Annotated in this window: 14 protein-coding genes and 1 pseudogene; 7 read left to right on the plus strand and 8 right to left on the minus strand. The window is 73.5% G+C overall.

Translation table 11 applies throughout. The features are described from left to right. From IF83_RS30495 to glgX, 4 genes and pseudogenes are all read right to left on the minus strand, one after another. Window positions 1-339, minus strand: a pseudogene (locus IF83_RS30495) (M4 family metallopeptidase); the annotation flags it as partial. A 470-nt stretch (window positions 340-809) separates the two neighbouring features. Further along, the gene (locus tag IF83_RS0121085; protein ID WP_051723071.1) at window positions 810-2,795 is read right to left on the minus strand and encodes an ABC transporter ATP-binding protein; all 1,986 of its coding nucleotides are present in this window, start codon (window positions 2,793-2,795) and stop codon (window positions 810-812) included. Further along, the gene (locus IF83_RS30500; RefSeq protein ID WP_078843699.1) at window positions 2,792-5,095 is read right to left on the minus strand and encodes an ABC transporter ATP-binding protein; all 2,304 of its coding nucleotides are present in this window, start codon (window positions 5,093-5,095) and stop codon (window positions 2,792-2,794) included. The genes IF83_RS0121085 and IF83_RS30500 overlap by 4 nt, the downstream gene beginning before the upstream one ends. 118 nt (window positions 5,096-5,213) lie before the next feature. Then, complete coding sequence (glgX, locus tag IF83_RS0121100; protein WP_078843700.1) at window positions 5,214-7,493, minus strand: glycogen debranching protein GlgX; 2,280 nt, start codon at window positions 7,491-7,493, stop codon at window positions 5,214-5,216. A 200-nt stretch (window positions 7,494-7,693) separates the two neighbouring features. Here glgX and IF83_RS0121105 point away from each other — a divergent pair, with 200 nt between their 5' ends. The 3 genes from IF83_RS0121105 (at window position 7,694) to IF83_RS0121115 (ending at window position 10,856) form a co-directional block, all read left to right on the plus strand. Next, window positions 7,694-8,983, plus strand: a complete 1,290-nt coding sequence (locus IF83_RS0121105; protein WP_078843701.1) for a L,D-transpeptidase — start codon at window positions 7,694-7,696, stop codon at window positions 8,981-8,983. 157 nt (window positions 8,984-9,140) lie between these two features. Next, window positions 9,141-9,908, plus strand: coding sequence for an enoyl-CoA hydratase/isomerase family protein (locus IF83_RS0121110; protein WP_030546439.1), 768 nt, complete (start codon window positions 9,141-9,143; stop codon window positions 9,906-9,908). Window positions 9,909-10,352: 444 nt separating this feature from the next. After that, a complete protein-coding gene (locus IF83_RS0121115) occupies window positions 10,353-10,856 on the plus strand; it encodes an ATP-binding protein (protein ID WP_030546441.1) in 504 nt (167 codons plus the stop codon). Between the two features lie 260 nt (window positions 10,857-11,116). Here IF83_RS0121115 and IF83_RS0121120 read toward each other — a convergent pair whose 3' ends face one another. Together IF83_RS0121120 and IF83_RS0121125 are read right to left on the minus strand one after the other, a co-directional pair. Next, complete coding sequence (locus tag IF83_RS0121120) at window positions 11,117-11,854, minus strand: GNAT family N-acetyltransferase (protein WP_244177154.1); 738 nt, start codon at window positions 11,852-11,854, stop codon at window positions 11,117-11,119. A gap of 243 nt (window positions 11,855-12,097) precedes the next feature. After that, window positions 12,098-12,409 (minus strand): hypothetical protein, encoded by a 312-nt coding sequence (locus IF83_RS0121125; protein WP_030546446.1) that lies wholly within the window; start codon window positions 12,407-12,409, stop codon window positions 12,098-12,100. Between the two features lie 440 nt (window positions 12,410-12,849). Between IF83_RS0121125 and IF83_RS0121130 the strand changes: the two genes are divergently transcribed. Further along, entirely contained in the window at window positions 12,850-13,053 is a 204-nt protein-coding gene (locus IF83_RS0121130; RefSeq protein WP_006604579.1) for a cold-shock protein, read from the plus strand. A 512-nt stretch (window positions 13,054-13,565) separates the two neighbouring features. Next, window positions 13,566-15,107 (plus strand): DEAD/DEAH box helicase, encoded by a 1,542-nt coding sequence (locus IF83_RS0121135; protein WP_030546449.1) that lies wholly within the window; start codon window positions 13,566-13,568, stop codon window positions 15,105-15,107. 269 nt (window positions 15,108-15,376) lie between these two features. On the opposite strand, the gene IF83_RS0121140 is transcribed toward IF83_RS0121135, so the two are convergent. Together IF83_RS0121140 and IF83_RS0121145 are read right to left on the minus strand one after the other, a co-directional pair. Then, a complete protein-coding gene (locus IF83_RS0121140) occupies window positions 15,377-15,742 on the minus strand; it encodes a hypothetical protein (protein WP_030546452.1) in 366 nt (121 codons plus the stop codon). 499 nt (window positions 15,743-16,241) lie between these two features. After that, the gene (locus tag IF83_RS0121145) at window positions 16,242-19,181 is read right to left on the minus strand and encodes an AfsR/SARP family transcriptional regulator (RefSeq protein WP_158711084.1); all 2,940 of its coding nucleotides are present in this window, start codon (window positions 19,179-19,181) and stop codon (window positions 16,242-16,244) included. 309 nt (window positions 19,182-19,490) lie between these two features. Here IF83_RS0121145 and IF83_RS0121150 point away from each other — a divergent pair, with 309 nt between their 5' ends. Continuing rightward, window positions 19,491-20,741, plus strand: a complete 1,251-nt coding sequence (locus IF83_RS0121150) for a hypothetical protein (protein WP_030546455.1) — start codon at window positions 19,491-19,493, stop codon at window positions 20,739-20,741. 347 nt (window positions 20,742-21,088) lie between these two features. Continuing rightward, window positions 21,089-21,406, plus strand: coding sequence for a hypothetical protein (locus tag IF83_RS33820; protein ID WP_158711085.1), 318 nt, complete (start codon window positions 21,089-21,091; stop codon window positions 21,404-21,406). The last annotated feature ends 121 nt before the right edge of the window (window positions 21,407-21,527 follow it).

The raw sequence follows: 21,527 nt of genomic DNA on the forward strand, positions 1-21,527 counted from the left end.
GACGACGAGGTCGCCGCCGAGGACGGGGAGTCCGGCGTAGGTGCGTTCGTAGCGGGTGTGGGTGGTGCCGTCCCGGTCCTGGACGACGTCGCGGACCAGCAGTTTCTCCTTGCCGCCGAGCTTCAGCGCGTCGGCGGTCTCCGCCGCGCCGGCTTCGGCGTCCTTGAGCAGGTCCGCCCGCTCGGCGGGGGAGAGGGAGACGGGCAGGGCGTCCTGGTCGGGACGGGGCGGTGCGGCGGACGCGGGGGAGGTCTGCACGCCGACGGCGAGCATCGCGGCCGTGGTGATCAGGGCGCAGGCCGCGGATCTGCGGCGTGCGGAACGGGGGGTGGGTCTCACACGGACTCCTTCGGCTGCGGCCGCCACTGGGTGGGTGTACGGCCGGGAGATCCGGCGCGGCTGGGTGGGCCGGCCGGTGGAGCACGGCAGTGCGCGGCAGTGCGCACTGCCGAGACGGTGTGGGGGGCGGGCCGATCGGCCGGTCACAGCGTCTCAGCCGACGGGCTTGCTGTCAGGGCCGCGTCAACAACTTGGCCGGAATGTGTCCGGTGAGCGAAAGAACGACTGCCGGATAGCGGACAGTTGATCGAACCGAGGCAGGTCCGGACGGAAAGCGGACGGGAGTCGGCCGGAAACGTGTCGACGGGATGGCAAACCGACGGGAAACCGGCGAGAAACCGACAGGCAACGGGCAGCGCCCCGCGGGCGGATCGCGACCCGCGGAACGGCCGGCGGGGCCGCCGCCGGCTCGGCGGCCGGGACCGGCCGTCGTGGCCGAAAAGCGTCGCCTGATATGCCGCGGCCCCGTCTCAGGCGAGGCTTTCCAGCCACGCCCGGTGCAGCTCCGCGAACCGTCCCTCGCCACCGATGAGCCCGTCCGGGGTGCCGTCCTCCACGATCCGGCCGCCGGCCATGACGAGCACCCGGTCCGCGATCTCCACCGTGGACAGCCGGTGCGCGATCACCACCGCCGTACGGCCCCGGAGCACCGTGTCCATGGCGCGCTGCACCGCCCGCTCCCCGGGGATGTCGAGCGAGGACGTCGCCTCGTCCAGGATCAGCACCGCCGGGTCGGCCAGCAGCGCGCGGGCGAAGGCCACCAACTGCCGCTGGCCCGCCGAGATCCGGCCACCGCGTTTGCGGACGTCCGTGTCGTAGCCCTCCGGCAGCGCGGCGATGAACTCGTGGGCGCCGATGGCGCGCGCCGCCCGCTCCACCTCCGCGCGGCTCGCGTCGGGGCGGCCGATCGCGATGTTCTCGGCCACGGTGCCGGAGAACAGGAACGCCTCCTGGGTCACCATCACCACACCGCGCCGCAGCTCCGCCCCGCCGAGATCCCGCAGATCGACACCGTCGAGCAGGACGCGCCCGTCGGTGGGGTCGTAGAAGCGGGCGAGCAGCTTGGCGAGCGTGGACTTTCCCGCGCCGGTGGCGCCGACCACGGCGGTCGTGCTGCCCGCCGCCAGGGTGAGGTCGAAGCGCGGCAGCACCTCGCCGCCGGTGCGGTACGCGAAGCGCACCCCGTCGAAGACGACCTCCCGCCCCGGCCGGCCCGCCGGCCGCGCGGGCAGTGGCCGGGGCTCGGCCGGCTCCGGGACGGTGGGGCGCTGGGCCAGCAGACCCGCGATCTTCTCCAGCGAAGCCGCCGCCGACTGGTAGGAGTTGAGGAACATCCCGAGCCGGTCGATCGGATCGTAGAGCCGCCGCAGATAGAGCACGGCGGCGGCGAGGACGCCGAGCGCCAGACCACCGGACGCGACGCGATGGGCGCCCCAGAGCACGATCGCGGCCACCACCGTGTTGGCGACCAGCCGGGAGGAGACCACATAGCGGGCCATCTCCAGGATCGCGTCGCCGTTGACCCGCTCGTGCCGGTGGTTGAGGCCGCGGAACTCCCGGTCGTTGGCGGCCTCGCGGCGGAACGCCTGCACCGGGCGGATCCCGTTCATCGTCTCCGCGAACTTCACGATGACGCGCGCGATCGCCGTCGAGCGCTTGCCGTACACCACCTCCGAACGGCGCCGGAAGCGGCGGATCAGCAGATACAGCGGACCGAAGGAGAGCACCGCCGCGGCGCCCAGGCCCACGTCCAGATAGAGCAGCAGCGCGGAGATGTAGACCACCGAGAGGGCGACGCTCAGCAGCTCCTCCAGCCCCTCGTTCAGCAGCTCGCGCAGGGACTCCACATCCGTGGTGGCCCGGGAGATGAGGCGGCCGGAGGTGTAGCGCTCGTGGAAGTCGAGGCTCAGCGCCTGCGCGTGCCGGAAGATCCGGCCGCGGAGATCGAGCAGCACGTCCTGGCTGATCCGGGCGGCGAGCAGGACGTAGGCGTACTGGAAGCCGCCGGAGACGAGGGAGCAGACCAGATAGGCCACCGCCACGGCCGTCAGCGGGCCGTAGTCGTCGGAGCGGAGGGCGGGAACGGCGCGGTCGATGGCGAACGCGACGAGCAGCGGGCCCGCTTGGACCGCCGCCTCCTTGAGCAGCAGGAGGACGGCCGCGACGGCCACCCGGCGGTGGCTGGGACGCAGCAGCGAGCGGAGCAGCGCCCGGGCGGCGCCCCGGGGGGCGGGCAGGGTGTCGCGGTCGAACGAGTCGGGAGCCTCGGGGGCCTCCGGGGCGGCGGTACCGGGTGTGCCGGACGCCGCCGCTCGGGAGGAGTCCGGAGGCGTGGCGGCCGGGGCGCCGGTGGCGGCGGTGCCGGTGACCGGGGCGGGGGGAGCGGCGGTCGCGGACCGGCCGTCGCCGGACCGTTCGGGATCACCGTCGGTGCGTTCGGAGGCCGGGGCGGTCATCGGTGGGAACCTCCATCCGCCCCGGCGGGGCCGCGGTGGGTCGGGAAAGCGGTGCCGGCCGGGCCGCCTTCGGTACCGGAGCCCGGCGCACCGCCGTGCGGAGAGCTGTTGCCGGGCGCGCGGTCCGGCGGGTCGCCGGCCGGGTCGCCGGACATCAGGGTGCGGTACTCCGGATCGCCGCGCAGCAGTTCCTGGTGGGTGCCGACGGCGGTGATCCGCCCGCCGGACAGCAGGGCGACCCGGTCGGCGAGCAGGACGGTCGACGGGCGGTGGGCGACGACCAGCGCCGTCGTGCCGGAGAGGATGCGCCGCAGCGCCGCCTCGACCAGCGCCTCGGTGTGCACGTCGAGGGCGGACAGCGGGTCGTCCAGCACCAGGAAGCGGGGACTGCCGACGACGGCCCTGGCCAGCGCGAGCCGCTGCCGCTGACCGCCGGAGAGGCTCAGCCCCTGCTCGCCGACCTCGGTGCGGACCCCGTGCGGCAGGGCGTGCGCGAACTCCGCCTGCGCGACCGCCAAGGCGCGGTTCAGCTCCTCCTCCCCGGCACCGTCCGCGCCCATCAGGACGTTCTCGCCGACGGTCGCCGAGAAGAGGGTCGGGTCCTCGAAGGCGACGGCGATCAGCTCCCGCAGCCGGGTCCTCGGCAGCCGGGTGATGTCCGTGCCGTCCAGGGTGATCCGGCCGCCGGTCACCTCGTAGAGGCGGGGGACGAGGGCGGTGAGCGTCGTCTTGCCGCTGCCGGTGGCCCCGACCAGGGCCAGGGTCTCACCGGGGCGGATGTGCAGATCGACTCCGCGGAGGGTGGCCGGGGTGCCGGGCGGGGCGTCGGGATAGCGGAACTCGACACCCTCGAACCGCAGTCCGCCCTCGGCGGTCCCGACCGGTGCCGGGGCTGGTGCCGGTGTCGGGGCCGGTGCCGGGGAGGGCGACGGTGACGGGGCCGGGGCTCCGGCCCGGGGCCGCTGCTCCCGCTCCTGGCGGACGGTGGCCCGGGGGTGGCCGGGAGCGGCCGGCGGGCTCTCCGCCGCGCGGGCCGCACCGGACGGCCCGGCCTTCCCGGACGGCCCGGCCTTCCCGGACGGCCCGGCCTTCCCGGCCGGTGCGGCCTCCCCGGCCGCCGAGGACTCCCCCGGGCCGGGCACGGGTCCGTGCCCGGGGCGGCCGGCGGAGCCCGCCACCGCCGCCGCCTCCGGGCCGGCGGTGTCCCCCGGGAGCGGGGTGTCCACCACCTCGAAGTGGCGTTCCGTTGCCGTCGCGGAGTCCTGGCTCATCGCCAGCAGGAAGCCGATGGACTCCACCGGCCAGCGCAGCGCGAGGGCCGTCGACAGGAAGGCCACCAGCGTGCCCGCCGACAGCGTGCCCTCCGACACCTGCAGGGTGCCCAGCACGAGGGCCGTCCCGAGCGCCAGTTCGGGCAGCGTCACGATCACGGCGAGCAGTCCGGCGAGCAGCCGTGCCTTGTACAGCTCGGTGCCGCGCAGCTCCCGGCTCAGCGCGCGGAAGGCGCGGGCCTGGCTGCGATGCCGTCCGAAGCCCTTGATGACGCGGATGCCGAGGACGCCCTCCTCCACGACGGTCGTCAGATCACCCACCTGGTCGCGGGCGGTGCGGGCAGCGAGGGAGTACCGGGCCTCGAACAGCGAACACAGCACCACCAGCGGCAGGACGGGCGCGAGCAGCACCAGCCCGAGCGTCCACTCCTGGCTCAGCAGGATCGCGCAGCCGACCAGGATGGTCACCGAGTTGACCAGCAGGAAGGTCAGCGGGAAGGCCAGGAACATGCGCAGGAGCTGCAGGTCCGTGGTGGCGCGGGACAGCAGCTGGCCGGAGGGCCAGCGGTCGTGGAAGGCGACCGGCAGCCGCTGCAGGAGGCTGTAGAGGTTCGCCCGCATGGCCGCCTCCACCCCGGCCAGCGGGCGGGCCACCAGCCAGCGCCGCAGCCCGAACAACCCGGCCTCGGCGACGCCCAGGAGAAGCAGCAGCGCGCCGCCGAGCCAGACGCCGCCCGGATCCCCGGCGGCGACCGGCCCGTCCACCATCCACTTGAGGACGAGCGGGATGACCAGCCCCAGACAGGAGGCGGTGACGGCGACCCCGGCGGCCGTGAACAGCCGCGCCCGCACCGGGCGGACGTACGGCCACAGCCGCAGCAGGGTGCGCACGGTGGACTTGCGCGGGGCGGGTGGCTCCCCGGCGTGCTCCGCGGCCTCCGGGCCGTTCTCCGGAGTCTGCGGTTCCGTCGGAGCGGCCGGGGCCGCGGGGGCGGTGGGGGCTGCGGCGGAGTCGGTGGGAGGAGACATCACCGAGGAGCCTACGGCGGGTCACTGACAGGTCTCATCCCGTTTTCGGTCATGGCCAAAGCTTCCGGCGGGCCGGTGACGAGGCGGCGGCGACGCGGCGGCCCGGGCCGCCGGCCCGTCAGCTCCCGGAGTCGTGCACGACCCTGAACAGCTGGACGGAGCGCGGCGGCAGCGTCAGCTCCGTACCGGCCGGGTGGCGGGTGCCCGGCGGCCGGGTCTGGTCCTCGCGGGAGGTGTCCACCAGCAGCTCGTACCGCTCCGCCCAGGGCGGGCCGGGCAGGGTGCAGGGCAGCGGCTCGTGGTGGGCGTGCAGGACGGCCAGGAAGCTGTCGTCCGTCACCGGGCCGCCGCGCTCGTCCCGGCCCGGGATGTCGCGGCCGGAGAGGTACATCCCGAGGGTGGCGGCGGGCGCGTGCCAGTCGGCCTCGGTCATCTCGCGGCCCTCCGGGGTGAACCACGCGAGGTCGCGCAGCCCGTCGGGCCCCTGCGGGCGTCCGGAGAAGAAGGCCCGGCGGCGCAGCACGGGATGGGCCCGGCGCAGCGCCGTCAACCGCGCGGTGAGCGCGAGCAGTTCCCGCCACTCCGGGGCGTCCCGGAGCGACCAGTCGACCCAGCCGGTCGCGTTGTCCTGGCAGTAGGCGTTGTTGTTGCCGCCCTGGGTGCGGCCCATCTCGTCACCGGCGACCAGCATCGGCACCCCGGTGGAGAGCAGCAGCGTGGTCATCAGGTTGCGCAGCTGCCGGCGGCGGAGCGCGGTGACGGCGGGGTCGCCGGTCTCGCCCTCGGCGCCGCAGTTCCAGGAGCGGTTGTCGTCGGTGCCGTCGCGGTTGTCCTCGCCGTTGGCCTCGTTGTGCTTCCGCTCGTAGCTGACGAGGTCGCGCAGCGTGAACCCGTCGTGCGCGGTGACGAAGTTGACGGAGGCGTACGGGCGCCGGCCGCCCCAGGCGTAGAGGTCGCTGGAGCCGGAGAGCCGGTAGCCGAGGTCGCGGAGAGCGGGCAGCGCGCCGCGCCAGTAGTCGCGCACGGTGTCGCGGTAGCGGTCGTTCCACTCCGTCCACAGCGGCGGGAACGCGCCGACCTGGTAGCCGCCGGCGCCGACGTCCCAGGGCTCGGCGATGAGCTTGACGCGGCGCAGCACCGGATCCTGGGCGATGACGGCCAGGAACGGCGAGAGCATGTCGACGTCGTGCAGGGAGCGGGCGAGGGCGGCGGCGAGGTCGAAGCGGAAGCCGTCCACCCCCATCTCGGTCACCCAGTAGCGCAGGGAGTCGGTGATCAGGCGGAGCACCTGGGGCTGGACGACGTGGAGGGTGTTGCCGCAGCCCGTGTAGTCGGCGTAGCGGCGCGGGTCGTGCTGGAGGCGGTAGTAGCCGCGGTTGTCGATGCCGCGCAGCGAGAGAGTCGGGCCGAGCTCGCCGCCCTCGGCGGTGTGGTTGTAGACGACGTCGAGGATCACCTCGATACCGGCGGCGTGCAGGGCGCGGACCATCCGCCGGAACTCGCCGACCTGCTCGCCGCGGGTGCCGGAGGCGGCGTACGCGGCGTGCGGCGCGAAGTAGCCGATGGAGTTGTAGCCCCAGTGGTTGCGCAGGCCGCGGCGGAGCAGATGGTCCTCGTGGGCGAACTGGTGCACGGGCAGCAGCTCGACGGCCGTCACCCCGAGCCCGGTCAGATGCCCGATGGCCGCCGGGTGGGCCAGCCCGGCGTAGGTGCCGCGCAGGTGTTCGGGCACCCCGGGATGCCGCATGGTGAAACCGCGGACGTGCAGCTCGTAGATGACCGAGTCGGCCCAGGGGGTCTTCGGGCGGCGGTCGTCGGCCCACTCGTCACCGGGCGCCTCGTCGGCGACGACCACCCCCTTGGGGACGTACGGGGCGGAGTCGCGGTCGTCGCGCACGGTGTCCGCCACGTGCTGCTCCGGCCAGTCGCGTACATGTCCGTGGACGGCGGCCGGCATCCGGCCGCCACCGCCGCCGCCCGGTGGGCCGAACTCCCCGTCCACCGCGCGGGCGTAGGGGTCGAGCAGCAGCTTGGCCGGATTCCAGCGGGCCCCCGTCCACGGGTCCCAGCGGCCGTGCACCCGGAAGCCGTACCGCTGTCCGGGCCGCACGCCGGGGAGGAAGCCGTGCCAGATCTCGTGGGTCAGCTCGGTCAGCGGATGCCGGGCCTCCCGCCCGTCGTCGTCGAACAGGCAGACGTCCACGGCCTCCGCGCCCCCGGCCCAGAGCGCGAAGTTGGTGCCCGGGACACCGCCCGGCCCGGTGTGGAACCGCGCGCCCAGCGGCGCGGGGCGGCCCGGCCACACCGGCGGCGCCGAGCCCTCCTCCCGTCCGGTCCGGCGCTCCTCGCGCTCCTCGGCTGCGCTCGACACGTGGTGGCCTCCGGCGGCTCGCGGCATGCCTCCCGCCGCGGCGCGGCGGGAGGGAGGGCGCTGGCGGGACACGGCGTGACGGTGCGCGCGGCGTCCCTTCCGCGCCCCGGGCGCCGTGGCCCTTCCGTGCATGTCTGCCCGCTCGGCGGGCAGCCCTCACGTACCCGGCTCATCTCGCTCTTTGGGACGGATCCGTGACACGGCGGGACGGACCGCAGGGGCCCTTCATGTGGTTTTCTAATCGGCATGCGCGCCGGTACATCGCGCGCGGGGGATGCGGTCCGGTCCATGGGGGGACGGCCGCGCGAGGGGAGACAACAGTGAAGACTCGGCGGATATCGGGGGTCCTGGCGGCCGGCCTGCTGGTCCTGGCGGTCAGTGCGTGCGGCGAGGACAAGAAGGCGGACGGCGGCCAGGACGGCAAGCCCGGTTCGGTGGACACCAAGCCCTCACGAGCCGTAGTGAAGATCACGCCCAAGGACGGCGCCGACGACGTGGTGACCCACGGCGTGCTCAAGGTGACCGCGGAGAAGGGGAAGCTGACCTCCGTCACGGTCAAGGACGACAAGGGGAACAAGGTCGCCGGCAAGGTGAGCGAGGACGGCGGCGTCTGGAAGCCGACCGGCCACCTGGGCTCCGCCACCGAGTACAGCGTTGACGCGGTGGCCGAGGACTCCGAGGGCCGCGAGGCCGCCGAGCACGCGAGTTTCACGACCTTCGTGCCGGAGAACACCTTCATCGGCTACTTCACGCCGGAGAACGGCTCCACGGTCGGCATCGGGATGCCGGTGTCGATCCGCTTCAACCGCGGCATCACCGACCCGGCCGCCGTCGAGCGGGCCATCGAGGTCGAGGCCAGCCCGTCCGTACCGATCGAGGGCCACTGGTTCGGCAACGACCGGCTGGACTTCCGGCCGGAGAAGTACTGGGCCAAGGGCACGAAGGTGACGCTCAAGCTCAACCTGGACGGCGTCGAGGGCCGCCCCGGGGTCTACGGCGAGCAGTCCAAGACCGTGAAGTTCACCGTCGGCCGCGGCCAGGTGAGTGTCGTGGACGTCAAGACCAAGAAGATGACGGTCAAGCGGGACGGCAAGGTGATCAAGACCCTGCCGATCACGGCCGGCGCCCCCGCCACGCCCACCTACAACGGGCAGATGGTGATCAGCGAGAAGCACAAGATGACGCGCATGGACGGCGCCACGGTCGGCTTCGGCGGCGAATACGACATCGAGGACGTCTCCCACGCGATGCGCCTCTCCACCTCGGGCACCTTCATCCACGGCAACTACTGGGCCGGCCAGGGCACGTTCGGCTCGGCCAACGTCAGCCACGGCTGCGTCGGCCTCTTCGACGCCCGCGGCGGCGGCGTCAAGTCCACCCCCGCGGCCTGGTTCTTCGACAACTCGCTCCTCGGCGACGTCGTGATCGTGAAGAACTCCCAGGACAAGCAGATCCAGCCGGACAACGGCCTCAACGGCTGGAACATGGACTGGGACGAGTGGAAGGCGCCGCAGTGACCGCCGGGCAGTGACCGCCGGGCAGTGACCGCCGGTCAGTGACCGGCGGACGGTGAACGGCACGGGGCCCGGTGCGGGCACGGTCGCGACGGCGGATCCCGCCGCTGTGACCAAGCGCACCGGGCCCTCCGCCGTGAACGGCCGCTAACCTGCGGGCATGACTGTGAACCTTGAGGTCGCCGAGGGCGTCGCCACCGTCCGCCTGGACCGCCCGCCGATGAACGCCCTGGACATCGCCACCCAGGACCGGCTGCGAGAGCTGGCCGCGGAGCTCACCGACCGCGACGACGTACGGGCCGTCGTGATCTGGGGCGGCGAGAAGGTGTTCGCGGCCGGCGCGGACATCAAGGAGATGCGGGTCATGGACCACGCGGCCATGGTCAAGCGCTCCAAGGCGCTGCAGGACTCCTTCACCGCGATCGCCCGCATCCCCAAGCCCGTCGTCGCCGCCGTCACCGGTTACGCCCTGGGCGGCGGCTGCGAACTGGCGCTCTGCGCCGACATCCGGATCGCCGCCGACAACGCCAAGCTCGGCCAGCCCGAGATCCTGCTCGGACTCATCCCGGGCGCGGGCGGCACCCAGCGGCTCGCCCGGCTCGTCGGCCCGTCCCGGGCCAAGGACCTCATCTTCACCGGCCGCCAGGTGAAGGCCGACGAGGCCCTCGCCATCGGCCTGGTCGACAAGGTCGTCCCGGCCGCCGAGGTCTACGAGGCCGCGCACGCCTGGGCCGCGAAGCTCGCCAAGGGCCCGGCCATCGCGCTGCGCGCCGCCAAGGAATCCGTGGACGCCGGTCTGGAGACGGACCTGGACACCGGCCTGGCCATCGAACGCAACTGGTTCGCCGGGCTGTTCGCCACCGAGGACCGCGAGACCGGCATGCGCAGCTTCGTGGAGGACGGCCCGGGCAAGGCGAAGTTCGCCTGACCCCCGCGCCGGTGCCCGCAGCGGCTCCCGGAGCCCGGGGGGATCCGGGACCGGGCGAAGGGGGAAAGTACCGTCCGGGCCGGGAGGGCAGGCTCCGGCCCCCTCCGCCGCCGGGGCGGGGGAGACCTGGCTCCGTCTGTTCCCGGCCGTACGTCCGAGCCCTCCGGGTCCCTGCGTTCGCAGGGTTCCCGGGAGGCCGGCGGGTGAACGGCCGGCGCGCCGGTTCCCTGCGGCCGGGGAACGCGGCGGATCTCGTCCGAGCGCGCCCGGCGGAGGGCTGCGCGCGGCGGGCTCCGTGCGGTCGGTTCGGTACGACGAGTTCGGTATGCCGGGGCCGCGTCCCGTCCCCCGGCTCGCGTAGACGGGCGGGAGGCGCGGGGCCGACGCGGTGCAATCCGCCGCTACCAGTCCGTAACCGCCCTCCGGTGCCCAATCATGTGGGGCATGGCGGGCCTGGAGAACGGGGAGCGGTCGCGGCACGCGGGCACGGCCGCCGCGGCACGCCGAGCGCCGTCCTCCGCTGAGGAGGCGGCGCTCGAAGCGCTCCGGGTCCTCGGCGATCCCACGGTGGACGAGGTGGTCTTCCTCTCCCGCCCCGAATCGGCCGGGGAGGCCCGCCGGCTGGCCCACTGCGTCGTGGTGTGGCAGTGGGGGCTTCCCCCGTGGTTCGCGGAGAACGTGGTGCTGCTCGTCTCGGAACTGGTCGGCAACGCCGTACGGCACACCGGCGCTCTGACGTTCGGACTGCGGATGCACTGTCGGCGGGGCTGGACCAGGGTCGAACTCCGCGATCCCTCACGGGGGTTGCCGTGCCTGATGCCCGTACGGGAGATGGACGTCAGCGGGCGGGGACTGTTCCTGGTCGACACCCTCTCCGACCGCTGGGGAGTGGACCTGTGGCCACTGGGCAAGACGACCTGGTTCGAGATGCGGATCCCCGAGCGCTGACGGAGACGGGGCGGGGCCGGGCCGGTGACGCGAAGAGGCCCCAGCCGTCCCGCGGTCGACGGGGCGGGCGTGGGGCCTGTCCGGATGCGCTGTGCCGGGATGTGAGCCGCCGTGGGGCCAAGGGGGGTGTGTCCCCACGGCACTTCGGTGCGATGGCCCGGGTCAAGGGATCGCTGTGCCGACTATGGCAGACGGGGTGACCGGCGTCCAAAGAGACAAACGCGGCGGAGCGGAGTGAAGTCCGCAGGACGGTCCGGGAATCAAGGTGAAGTGCGCCACTGATCCCGGGACGCGGCCGCGGTCCCGGCCGGGGCGGGGCCCGGAAGGGGGACGTGAGCCGGAGCGGATGCCCGGCCGGGACGGGCCGGTGCGGCCGGAGCGCGGGCCACGAGCAGGGCCTCCGCGCCCACCGGCCGGAAGCCCGCCGCCTGGAACGCCCGCACGCTCGCGGCGTTGCCGGGCGCCTGCTGCGCCCAGACGGGAGCGCCGTCCGGGACGAGATGCCGCGCCGCGGTGGCGAGGGCCCGGCCGAGACCTCGGCGGCGGGCCGTGCCGTCCACCTCGACGGCCGCCTCCCAGCGGCCCGCGACTCCCCGGCCGAGGACGAGCACCCCGCCGTCGGCGGCCCAGACCCGCACCGCGTCGCGGTAGGCGAGGGCCCGCCGCACCCGGGGGTGGTCCCGGTCGGCGATCTCGGTCAGCGCGAGCTCCGGCGGGCCCGGCAGCGGCGCCGCCACGGTGACGAAGTCGACGTTGTTCACCAGCCGCCCGGTGCGGGCCATGAGATCGGCGAGGAACGGTGCGGAGAGCGGGGCGGCGAGAGGATCGCTCTCCACGGCCGCCAGCCGCTCGCGGACCCACTCCGGCTCCTCGTCGGTGAAGATCACGGCGTGCGCGGTGAGGGCCAGCACGCCCGCGTCCCGGGGGTTCGGCTGCGGCAGGACGGTCACGGAGCCGTCCGCGGGCGGGAACACGCCCCGTGCCGCGTCGTCCAGCAGGGCGGCGAAGCGCGTGCGGCCGGCGGCGGCGCCCGCCGTCCCGGGGCCCGTCCCCGCGTCTGTCTCGGTCAAGGCGCTCTCTTCTTCCTCCGGGGGTCTCCCGGGCGGTCCAGCCTACGAGAGGGCGACGGGGAGCCGGCGGGAGGTGGTGGCCGGGGGCGGGGCCGGGGGCACCGGCGCCCGTGCGCCCGCGCGGCGGAGGCGGCCGGGCGGCACCGGCGGCCGGAGCCGCCGGGGTGTGGTTCAGCGGCGGCCGCGGTGCTGCGTGCCGGCGCGGCGGCGGCGGTCGTTGCAGAGCAGGCACTTGCCGTAGCCGGGCGGGAGTGGATCCTCCGCGTCGCCGTACAGCGGGTCCACGGCACCGCGCGGATGCTGGGCGCACCCGGTGGCCCCGTGCTCGGAGATGAGAGCCGTGGCGGAGGCCAGGGCCCGGCGCAGCGCGTCGACGAGCTCCTCCGCCTGCTGGGCGGAGGGCGCCGACGGGTCCAGGCCGAAGGCGATGTCCTGTGCGGTGCTGAGCGCGGTACGGAGCTCGCGCAGGTCTGCGTAACCCATGCCGCGACCCTAAGCGGTGGCGCCGACAGCCGGCCCCGGCGGTGGCCCGGCGGTCGTCCCGGCAGTGGCCCCGGCGGTGGCCCCGTCGGTGGCCGGGCCCGGGCGGTTCCCGCGGGCCGGGCCCGTTCGCCCGCCCGGAGGCCGTCCCACCGGGAGAGGAAATCTCCCACCGCGCCTGAAGAATTTTCGGTATTGCGGGCGGGGATTTATTCGGGACGGTGTGACGGCCGTTGCTCCGGGCTTCACAGCCGCCGTATCCGTGCTACTGTCGATCTCAGTTGCAGTTGTGGTTCCCAGAGACTTCAAGTGCCCCCGCCGGCTCCGGCCCGGGAGCACTTTTGTATTTCCGGAGAGGTTTTCCGGACGGGGCAATCATTGCGGCGACGCGGAGGCTCACGCAGTGTGGACCTCCGGGCACTGCCCCGAATGGAGAAAAAATTATGGCTACTGGCACCGTGAAGTGGTTCAACTCGGAAAAGGGCTTCGGCTTCATTGAGCAGGACGGCGGCGGCGCCGACGTCTTCGCCCACTACTCGAACATCGCCGCCCAGGGCTTCCGTGAGCTTCAGGAAGGCCAGAAGGTGAGCTTCGACGTCACGCAGGGCCAGAAGGGCCCGCAGGCGGAGAACATCGTTCCCGCCTGACGCTGACACCGGCGCGGCACGACGACGAGCTGCGGCCCGCACCTCCGGGTGCGGGCCGTGGCTCGTTTTGCCGTGCGGGCCCGGCCGCCGCCGGGGCCGTCCGCACACACCGCCGCCCGCCGGCAGGGCGCGCCGCGCCCAGGATTCCGGACGGCCGGCGACCGCCGGACCGCCCCCCCGGGGGCGGCGGCCGGGCCGCGAGGCGGCGGCTCGTATCACCGGATGAATCCCCGCGGATTCCTCCGCCATCGCACGGTGTGCCGGCAGGGTGTTTCGTCACCGCGCGCCGGCGGCATCGCGTACGCCGATCCGTACGCCGTTCACCCGTTTCTTCACCTTCCGGCCGTCCGGCCGTCATGTTCCGGATACCGCCGGCTGTTTCAGCGCGCCGGCCGGAATATCCCCGGCCCGGCCGTTATTCCGTATTTCAACGGCTCGTTCTTGCGATTCCCCGTGCGGCTCACCGCCATTGCCGGGATTTCCTCGATACGTGCCCCGTCGAGGAGGTTCCCGTGAACCGCACAGCTCGCACCCAGGACCGCTACTCCCGCCCGCGCACCGGCGGCGGCTCCGCCCCGTACGGCGGCGGACGCTCCGGCGGGCAGGGCCCGCGCCGTTCGGGCGGCGGCCGTCCGGGTGGTTCCGGCGGCTACGGCCGCCGCCCCGCCGGCCCGCAGGGAGAGTTCGCCCTGCCGGTCACCGTCACCCCGGCGCTTCCGCCCGTCGAGGACTTCGCCGCCCTCGGCCTCCCGGACGGGGTGCTGAAGACGCTCACCGGCCTCGGGATGGTGCAGCCGTTCCCCATCCAGGCCGCGACCCTGCCGAACTCCCTGGCCGGACGCGACGTCCTCGGCCGCGGACGCACCGGCTCCGGCAAGACCCTCGCCTTCGGCCTGGCCCTGCTCACGCGGACCGCCGCCGTCGGCCGCCGCGCCGAGCCGCGCCGCCCGCTGGCGCTCGTCCTCGTCCCCACCCGGGAACTCGCCCAGCAGGTGACCGACGCCCTGACCCCGTACGCCCGGGCCCTCTCGCTGCGGCTCACCACCGTCGTCGGCGGTATGTCGATCGGACGCCAGGCGTCCGCGCTGCGCGGCGGCACCGAGGTGGTCGTCGCGACCCCGGGGCGGCTCAAGGACCTCATCGACCGCGGCGAGTGCCGGCTGGACCAGGTCGGCATCACCGTGCTGGACGAGGCCGACCAGATGGCCGACATGGGCTTCATGCCGCAGGTCACCGCGCTGCTCGACCAGGTGCTGCCCGGCGGCCAGCGGATGCTCTTCTCGGCCACCCTCGACCGCAACGTCGATCTGCTGGTGCGCCGCTACCTGAACGACCCGGTGGTGCACTCGGTCGACCCGTCCCAGGGTGCCGTGACCACCATGGAGCACCACCTGCTGCACGTCCACGGCGCCGACAAGTACGCCACGACGACCGAGATCGCGGCCCGCGACGGCCGGGTGATCATGTTCCTGGACACCAAGCACGCCGTGGACAAGCTCACCGACCACCTGCTGAAGAGCGGGGTCAGGGCGGCCGCCCTGCACGGCGGCAAGTCGCAGCCGCAGCGCACCCGGACGCTCGGACGGTTCAAGACCGGGCACGTCACCGTGCTGGTCGCCACCAACGTCGCGGCGCGCGGCATCCACGTCGACAACCTCGACCTCGTCGTCAACGTGGACCCGCCGACCGACCACAAGGACTACCTCCACCGCGGCGGACGCACCGCGCGGGCCGGGGAGTCCGGCAGCGTCGTCACCCTCGTCCTGCCGAACCAGCGCCGGGAGATGACCCGGCTGATGACCCTGGCGGGCATCACCCCGCAGACCACCCAGGTGCGTTCCGGCGATGCCGAGCTCACCCGGATCACCGGCGCGCAGGCACCCTCGGGCATCCCCGTGGTCATCACCACGCCGGCGGCGGAGCGGCAGGAACGCGGCGCCTCGTCGGGCCGCGGGCGGCGCGGCGGCCCGTCCCGCTCGCGCCGGGCCTCCGCGGACCGGCAGGCGGGCGGCGACGCGGCCCGCCGGCGGCCGGCCCGCCGCAGCGCCGCGTGACACCCGGCACCGCACGGCGTTCCGTGTGACGTCCCCGCAAGGCACCGGCGTCCCAACGGCGCACGGTGCCTTCCGGGCACACGGGGAGCCCCGGCAGCGAAGGACCGCTGCCGGGGCTGTCGTATGTGCGGTGACGAATGGCTTTGCCGGTGCCGTGCCCGGGCTGTGACCCCCGGGCACGGGGGCGCGGGGCGGACGCGGCCCGGAGGCCGCCCGGGGCACGGGCCGTGCGGGGACCGGTGACGCGGGCGGCCGGGGGCGGGCGGGGCCTACTGCTCGAAGTAGCTGAAGTCCCCGACCGTCCAGGCGCTCACGTCCTTGATGGCGATCCGGTACATCCCGCCGGTCTCGGGAATGCCCACGTTGCCCTGGAGGATCCGGGCGACATGGAGGTGCAGATGGGTGGGCGGCTCGCTGCGCTTGCGGTCGCCGTCCGCGGTGAAGATGGCCGAGAACGGCGACAGCCGGTCCGAGCCTCCCAGTACCTCGGCCACCCGCTGGCGCCACACCGCTTCGGGGGCGAGGCGTCCGGTGATGACGGCTCCGGGAACAACGACGGTGAGTGACATCTGATTGCTCTGCTCGGACTCCACGGTGGTGGCGATGTCAACCAGCAGATCATCGGGCTTCGACATAGGCGTTGACTCTACAGCGCGGGAGGGGAGCACGGCCCGATGCGGGGGGCCCGGGCGCGAGCCGGTGCATTACCCGGCGGCACCGTGCCGCCTCCCCGCTTTCCCGGACCGGCCGTGGGACTCATTCCTCCCGCCCTGCAGGTTCCGACCCAGCTGGCTGGGTTTTGCTAGCGGAAATCTTGCGGAAGAGCAAGGGATTCTTTACGTACAAGCGCGTTTTGTACGGGAGCGGCAGGGGCGGGCTATGATCAGCCCGCGGTTCCCGCTGGTCCATGGAAGCGGCGAATCCACCTTGTCCCTACGTGTGTTGAGCCGATGTTCTTCGTTGTGCCCAGTGCCCGCCACGGAAACTCGGTGCGGCGAGCGGGACTGGACATCGGTCACGCGAACCGATCTGCACGGAGCACGGATCCCATATGTTTGCTTTTGCGTTCACTGCAGCCCAGGCCGTTCCGTTCATCTTCATGTGGTGACGCCTCGGGCCGGTGGCTGCCGCGTCTCAGTGTTGGTGCCCTGGACGTGACGCGGCGGTCCGGGCTTCGGTGAGCGCGTTCAGCGCCGCACGCAGGCCATCGTGATTCCCCGTCTCGCGGGCCAGCCGTTCCGCTCGCTCGAAGTGGGCCAACGCCTCCTCGTGCCGTCCTGAGTTCCGGTACGCCCTGCCGAGTCCGACCAGGTACTCCGCCTCGCACCGCGGGTCGGGAATCGTTCGGCAACTGTGCAGGGCCTTGAAGAGATACGCGAAGGCGCGCTCGGTGTCCCCCAGCGCGTCATGGACGCAGCCGAGGTTGTGATACAGGTTGGCCAGTTGCTGCCGTCCTCCTGCGCTGCGAGCCAGAGCGAGTGCCTGCTGGTAGTAGTCGAGCGCTTCTCCGTGGCGGCCTCGGCGGTAGTGGATTTCGCCGAGGTTGTTGAGGGCCTTGGTCTGGCCGTAGCGATTTTCGATCGCCTTCTCGATGTCCAGTACCGCTCGGAAGTGCCGGACCGCTGCAGCGTGCTGGCCGTCCACACCCCTCGCGACCCCGCGGATGTTGAGCGACTCGGCCTCGCCTCTGCGGTTGCCCTCGGCCCGGTGGAGTACCAGCGCCTCGTCAAGGCAGCGGTCCCCCTCCTCTCGGCGGCCCGCGAAATGGTGGGCGCGGCCCATGGTTGTGAGTGCTTCGGCCAGAACCCAGCGGTCCTCCGTTTGCCGGCTCATGGCCAGGGCCTGTTCGGCGCGGTGCAGCGCGTCGTCGCGGCGGCCTTGGTTCCACAGGGCGGATGCCTGTTCCACCAGGCACAGCGCCTCGGCAGCGGCGTCACCCCGCCGTCTCCAGGTGGCGAGGGCCGCGTCCGCCAGCCGGATGGCCACATTCCACATGCCCCAGGTGTCGAACGCCCTGGCCAGGACGTGCGGGAACAGCCCGGCGTGGGCCGTTGGCATCAAGGCCGCGGCGTCCGCTGCGGCGAGCAGGTTCGCGCGCTCGGTGTCCAGCCAGCTCCCTCCGTCGTCGGCGTCGGCGAGCGCCGGCACCGCGGGCGGGGGATTCCCGGGCCGGATGTCCATCCTCCGGCGGGCGGGATGGGCGAGACGGTCGGCGCGGTCGGCCACCGTCAGGAAGTAGTCCAGCAGCCGCAGCAGTGCCGCCTCCCGGGCGGCGGAGGAGTCGGAACTCCGGCCCAAGCCGCGGGCGAAGTTCCGTACGAGGTCGTGGAACCGGTAGCGGTCGGGCAGCGGCTCCTCCAGCAGGTGGCAGTCGGTGAGCTCGCGCAGGCACCTGCGGACTGCAGCCGGTGCCGCCCCGCACACGGCCGCGGCCGCGTGCTCGGTCAGGTCGGGGCCGGGGTGCAGGGCCAGGAGGCGGAAGGCCTCCCGGGTGGTGGAGCCGAGTTCCGCGTAGGACATCCGGAAGGCGTTCCCCACCGCCGGGACGCCGTCGGTCTCGTCCAGCGGATCCGTCCCCGCCAGCCGGTCCGCGAGGTCTTCGGCCTGCAGAGGTTCCCGGTGGCGGAGCTGGGCGGCGGCCATGCCCACGGCGAGGGGGTGGCGGCCGCAGAGATCCACGACCCGGCGCACGGCGTCGTTGTCCGAGGCCCCGGCCGATCCGGTGACGCGGGCGAAGAGGGCGGTCGCCTCGGCCTGTGTGGGGACGTCGAGCGCCAGCCAGCCCGCACCTTCCAGATCGGTGAGGCGGTGTCTGCTGGTGACGATGACACGGCAGGTGGGCGAGCCGGGCAGCAGGGGACGCACCTGTGCGGAGTTCTCGGCGTCGTCGATCAGCAGGAGCGCCCTGCGGTCCGCCATCTGACTGCGCCACAGCGCGGCCCGCTCGGCGAGCCCGCCGCCCAGGTTCTCCGGGTCCATGCCGTTCTCCAGCAGCAGGGACGCCAGTACCTCCGAGAGGCCGGCCGGTTGCGGTCCGTGCGAGCGCAGGTCGATGTGGTAACGGCCGTCCGGATAGCGTTCCTTCATCCGGTGAGCCGCATGCGTGGCCAGCGCGGTCTTCCCGACCCCGGCGAGGCCGTGGACCACGGTCACGGGGAGCGCCGTGGTGTCCGGATCGTTCTCTGCCAGGAGTACGCGGAGTTCGTCGCGGCGGCCGGTGAAGGTGGGGATGTCGCGGAGCAGGGTGTCGGGGCAGCGCAGTGCCGCTGTCACCGGGGCTGGTGCCGTTGCCCGTGGTGCCGCCCGTTCGGAGGGCGTGGGGGCTGCGGGCGGGGCGAGGGAGGCGGAGTCGTGTTCGAGGATCTGCTGGTGCAGGCGCTGCAACTCCGGTAAGGGCGGCAGCCCGCTCTTGCGGTGGAGCCGGTGCCGCAGGCGGTGGTAGACCGCCAGCGCCTCGGTGTGGCGGCCGCAGCGGTACAGCGCGCGCATGAGTTGACCGTGGACACCCTCCGAGGTCGGGTGCTCGTCGGTCATTTCCCGTAGCTCGCCAATGAGTTCGTGGTGACGGCCTTGGTCCAGCTCCAGCCCGATGCGGAATTCCCGGAGGGCGCGGTGCTCCTCGCCGAGCCGTTGGCGGAGCGAGGCCGTCCGCTCGCCGGGGAACTCGGCGAAGGGCTCACCCCGCCACAGGGCCTCGGCCTCGCGGAGCAGGCCGGCCGCCTCCCCGGCGGCCCCCTGCCGGGCCAGCTGCCTGGCCCGTCTCTCCAGCCGTCGTGAACGGTGGAGGTCGACGGACTCCTCCGGGACGTCCAGCCGGTAGGTGCGCGAGAGGTGGGGGAGTTCGGCCCGTTCACCGAGGACGGGGCGGAGCCGTGTCCTGAGCCGGGACACCAGCGGCTGGAGGGCAGCCGCGCCCGAGGGCGGCGGCTCTCCGTCCCAGATCCGGTCCAGGAGCCGGTCCGCCGGCACGGGCCGGCCTGCGGCGTACAGCAGCAGGGCCAGAAGACAGCGCTCCTTGGGCGGTCCGAGCGGCAACCGCTTGCCGTCGCGCCACAGTTCGAGTGGTCCGAGCATGCGGAACTCCACGAGCGACCCCCCAGCCGGTCGTCGTCCCTTCCCCATGACGTGACGGCTTGCGCCACGAGTAAACGGTTGCACAGAGTCAGGTTCAGGGGGAGGGCGCACAAGGGAGCAGAGGGTCGCGTTCGCGCTCCGGAGAAACGAGCCCTGCCACCGCAGCCGTGCCGCAAGCGTTCCGCAAGGCATTCGTCCACCGGCCCGGGCAGCCACCCGTCACCGACCGCAAAGGCGCGGACGGCGGCAAGTGCGTTGCGCCGCCGGGCATCCCGGCCCCGGCGGCGACGGCTCACGGGGGGAGAACAGATGAGTTTCCTGTCCGATTCCGAGTGGCACCACGTGCCCATGCGCCTGGACGCGGCGCGCTGGGCCACCTGGAGAAGCACCAAGCGGGTCCTGATCGTGGTGCACACCGTCACCACCGGCCAGCGGCTGCTGGAGGTCGCCCGCCTGCTGGAGGGGGACCCGCGTGTGCAAATCGTCTTCACCATGGCACCGGACGTGTTCAGCAACGGGGTGGCCGAGTTCCTCGACGGGCTCAAGGCCGTCGTCCTGCCGTGGCGGCAGGCAGTGCAGACGGCCTTCAACCTGGCGCTCGCCTCCGGGCACGAAGGACTGCACGAACTGCATGCGCCCGTGGTGGTGCTGCCCCACGGCGCGGGCCACAACAAGCTGATCGCGGGCGGCCGCTCCGCACGCGCCGTCGCGGACCGCGGCGTCTACGGCCTGAGCCGCCAGTGGCTGGTGCGGGACGGCGCCGTCGTGCCCGACACGATTGTCCTGGCGCACCGGGAGGACCTGGTGCGCCTGGGCCGGCACTGCCCGGAGGCACTGCCCGTGGCCGAAGTGGTGGGTGACCCCTGCTACGACCGGATCAAGGCGAGCACACCGTTGCGGGCTCTGTACCGGACGGCGATGGGGGTGGAGTCGCGGCAGCGACTGGTCGTCGTCTCATCGACCTGGGGCCCGAACTCCCTGATGGCCCGGTCACCGAGACTCATACAGCGCCTGGTGCGGGAACTGCCCCGGCACGACTGCCGGCCGGCGCTGCTGCTGCACCCCAATGCCTGGAATGCGCACGGGGAGTGGCAGATCCGGACCTGGCTCGCCGACCTGCGCCGGGCCGGCCTGGCGCTGGTGAGCCAGCACGCGGACTGGACCGGGGTGCTGGTGGCCGCCGACTACATCGTCAGCGACCACGGGTCAATGGCCCTGTACGGCACCGCGACCGGAGTGCCCGTCCTCATGGACGGCTGTCCCGAGGCCGATGTCGATCCCGGCTCCCCGGTCGCCGAGCTGAGCCTTTTCGCGCACCGGATCAATCAGTCCCAGCCGGTGCGCAGGCAACTGGCGAGGAGCCTCGCGGAATACCGGCAGGAGGACTACGCGCGAGTGGCCGGCAGGATCACCTCGGAGCCCGGGCGCTTCGGAGTGCACATGCGGGCCCTGCTCTACCGCAAACTGCGGCTCCGCGCGCCGTCGGGCCATCCGGACACACAAACCGCGCGCAGACCGGAACTCGTGCGCGAGTGCGACGACGGGATCGGTGCGCTGTGACCCGGCTGCGGCAAGGGGCGGTCACAAGCGGCCTTCCCTCGGCGGCCCCCGGCCGCAAGGGACTGCTGGCACTGCTCATTCCCGACGGACGCCCCGGCCCGGCCGCCCTCGCCGTGCCGTTGGGGGAGGAGCCATACCCGGGACCCGGCGCGGCAGTCGTGGAGCGGATCGCCGTCACGGGGCAGGAGCCCAGGGCAGCGGGTACTGACCGGCATCTGCGGGTCTCCCTGACCGGCCGGCCCACAGGCGTCCCCGGGCGCGCCGGACGCACGGGACCGGCGGCTCTCGCGGGGCTCGCCGACGTACTCACGGCGCGGCTCCGCTCCGGGTGGGACCCGTGCCGTGCCATGGCGTGGGCTGAGCTGCTGGGACGCCGCAATCCGGGCGCCCTCGTGGTCCTGGTACACGGCGGTGCGGACGGCCGGGTACTGCTCCGTACCGGAGAGGCCGTGATCCGCGTGCACGTGGCCTCCGTGGCGGCAGCGGGTCCGGCGCGGGCGGTCCGGCCGCTGTGGGGGTCCGTACTGCATGCCTGGCTGACCGCCGGAGTACCGCTGCCGGACCTGCTCCCGGCGACCGTCCAGCTGTCCGAACTCGCCACACCACCGCTGGGCGCGGCGGGCGTTGTGGCGTGGCGGCAGACTCTGCGGCTCGTCCGCCACTGAGCGGTCGACCCGGGTACCGGAGCCGGCCGGTCGGGGTTCCGGCTGCCGGCACCGGGCGGCCGGCGTCCCGATCGGCCCACCCCTCTCCGGCGGAGGGGCGGGCCGGTCTCGTTCGGGAGGC

Origin of the sequence: Streptomyces albus subsp. albus (assembly GCF_000719865.1) — a bacterium.
GTDB lineage: Bacteria > Actinomycetota > Actinomycetes > Streptomycetales > Streptomycetaceae > Streptomyces > Streptomyces albus_E.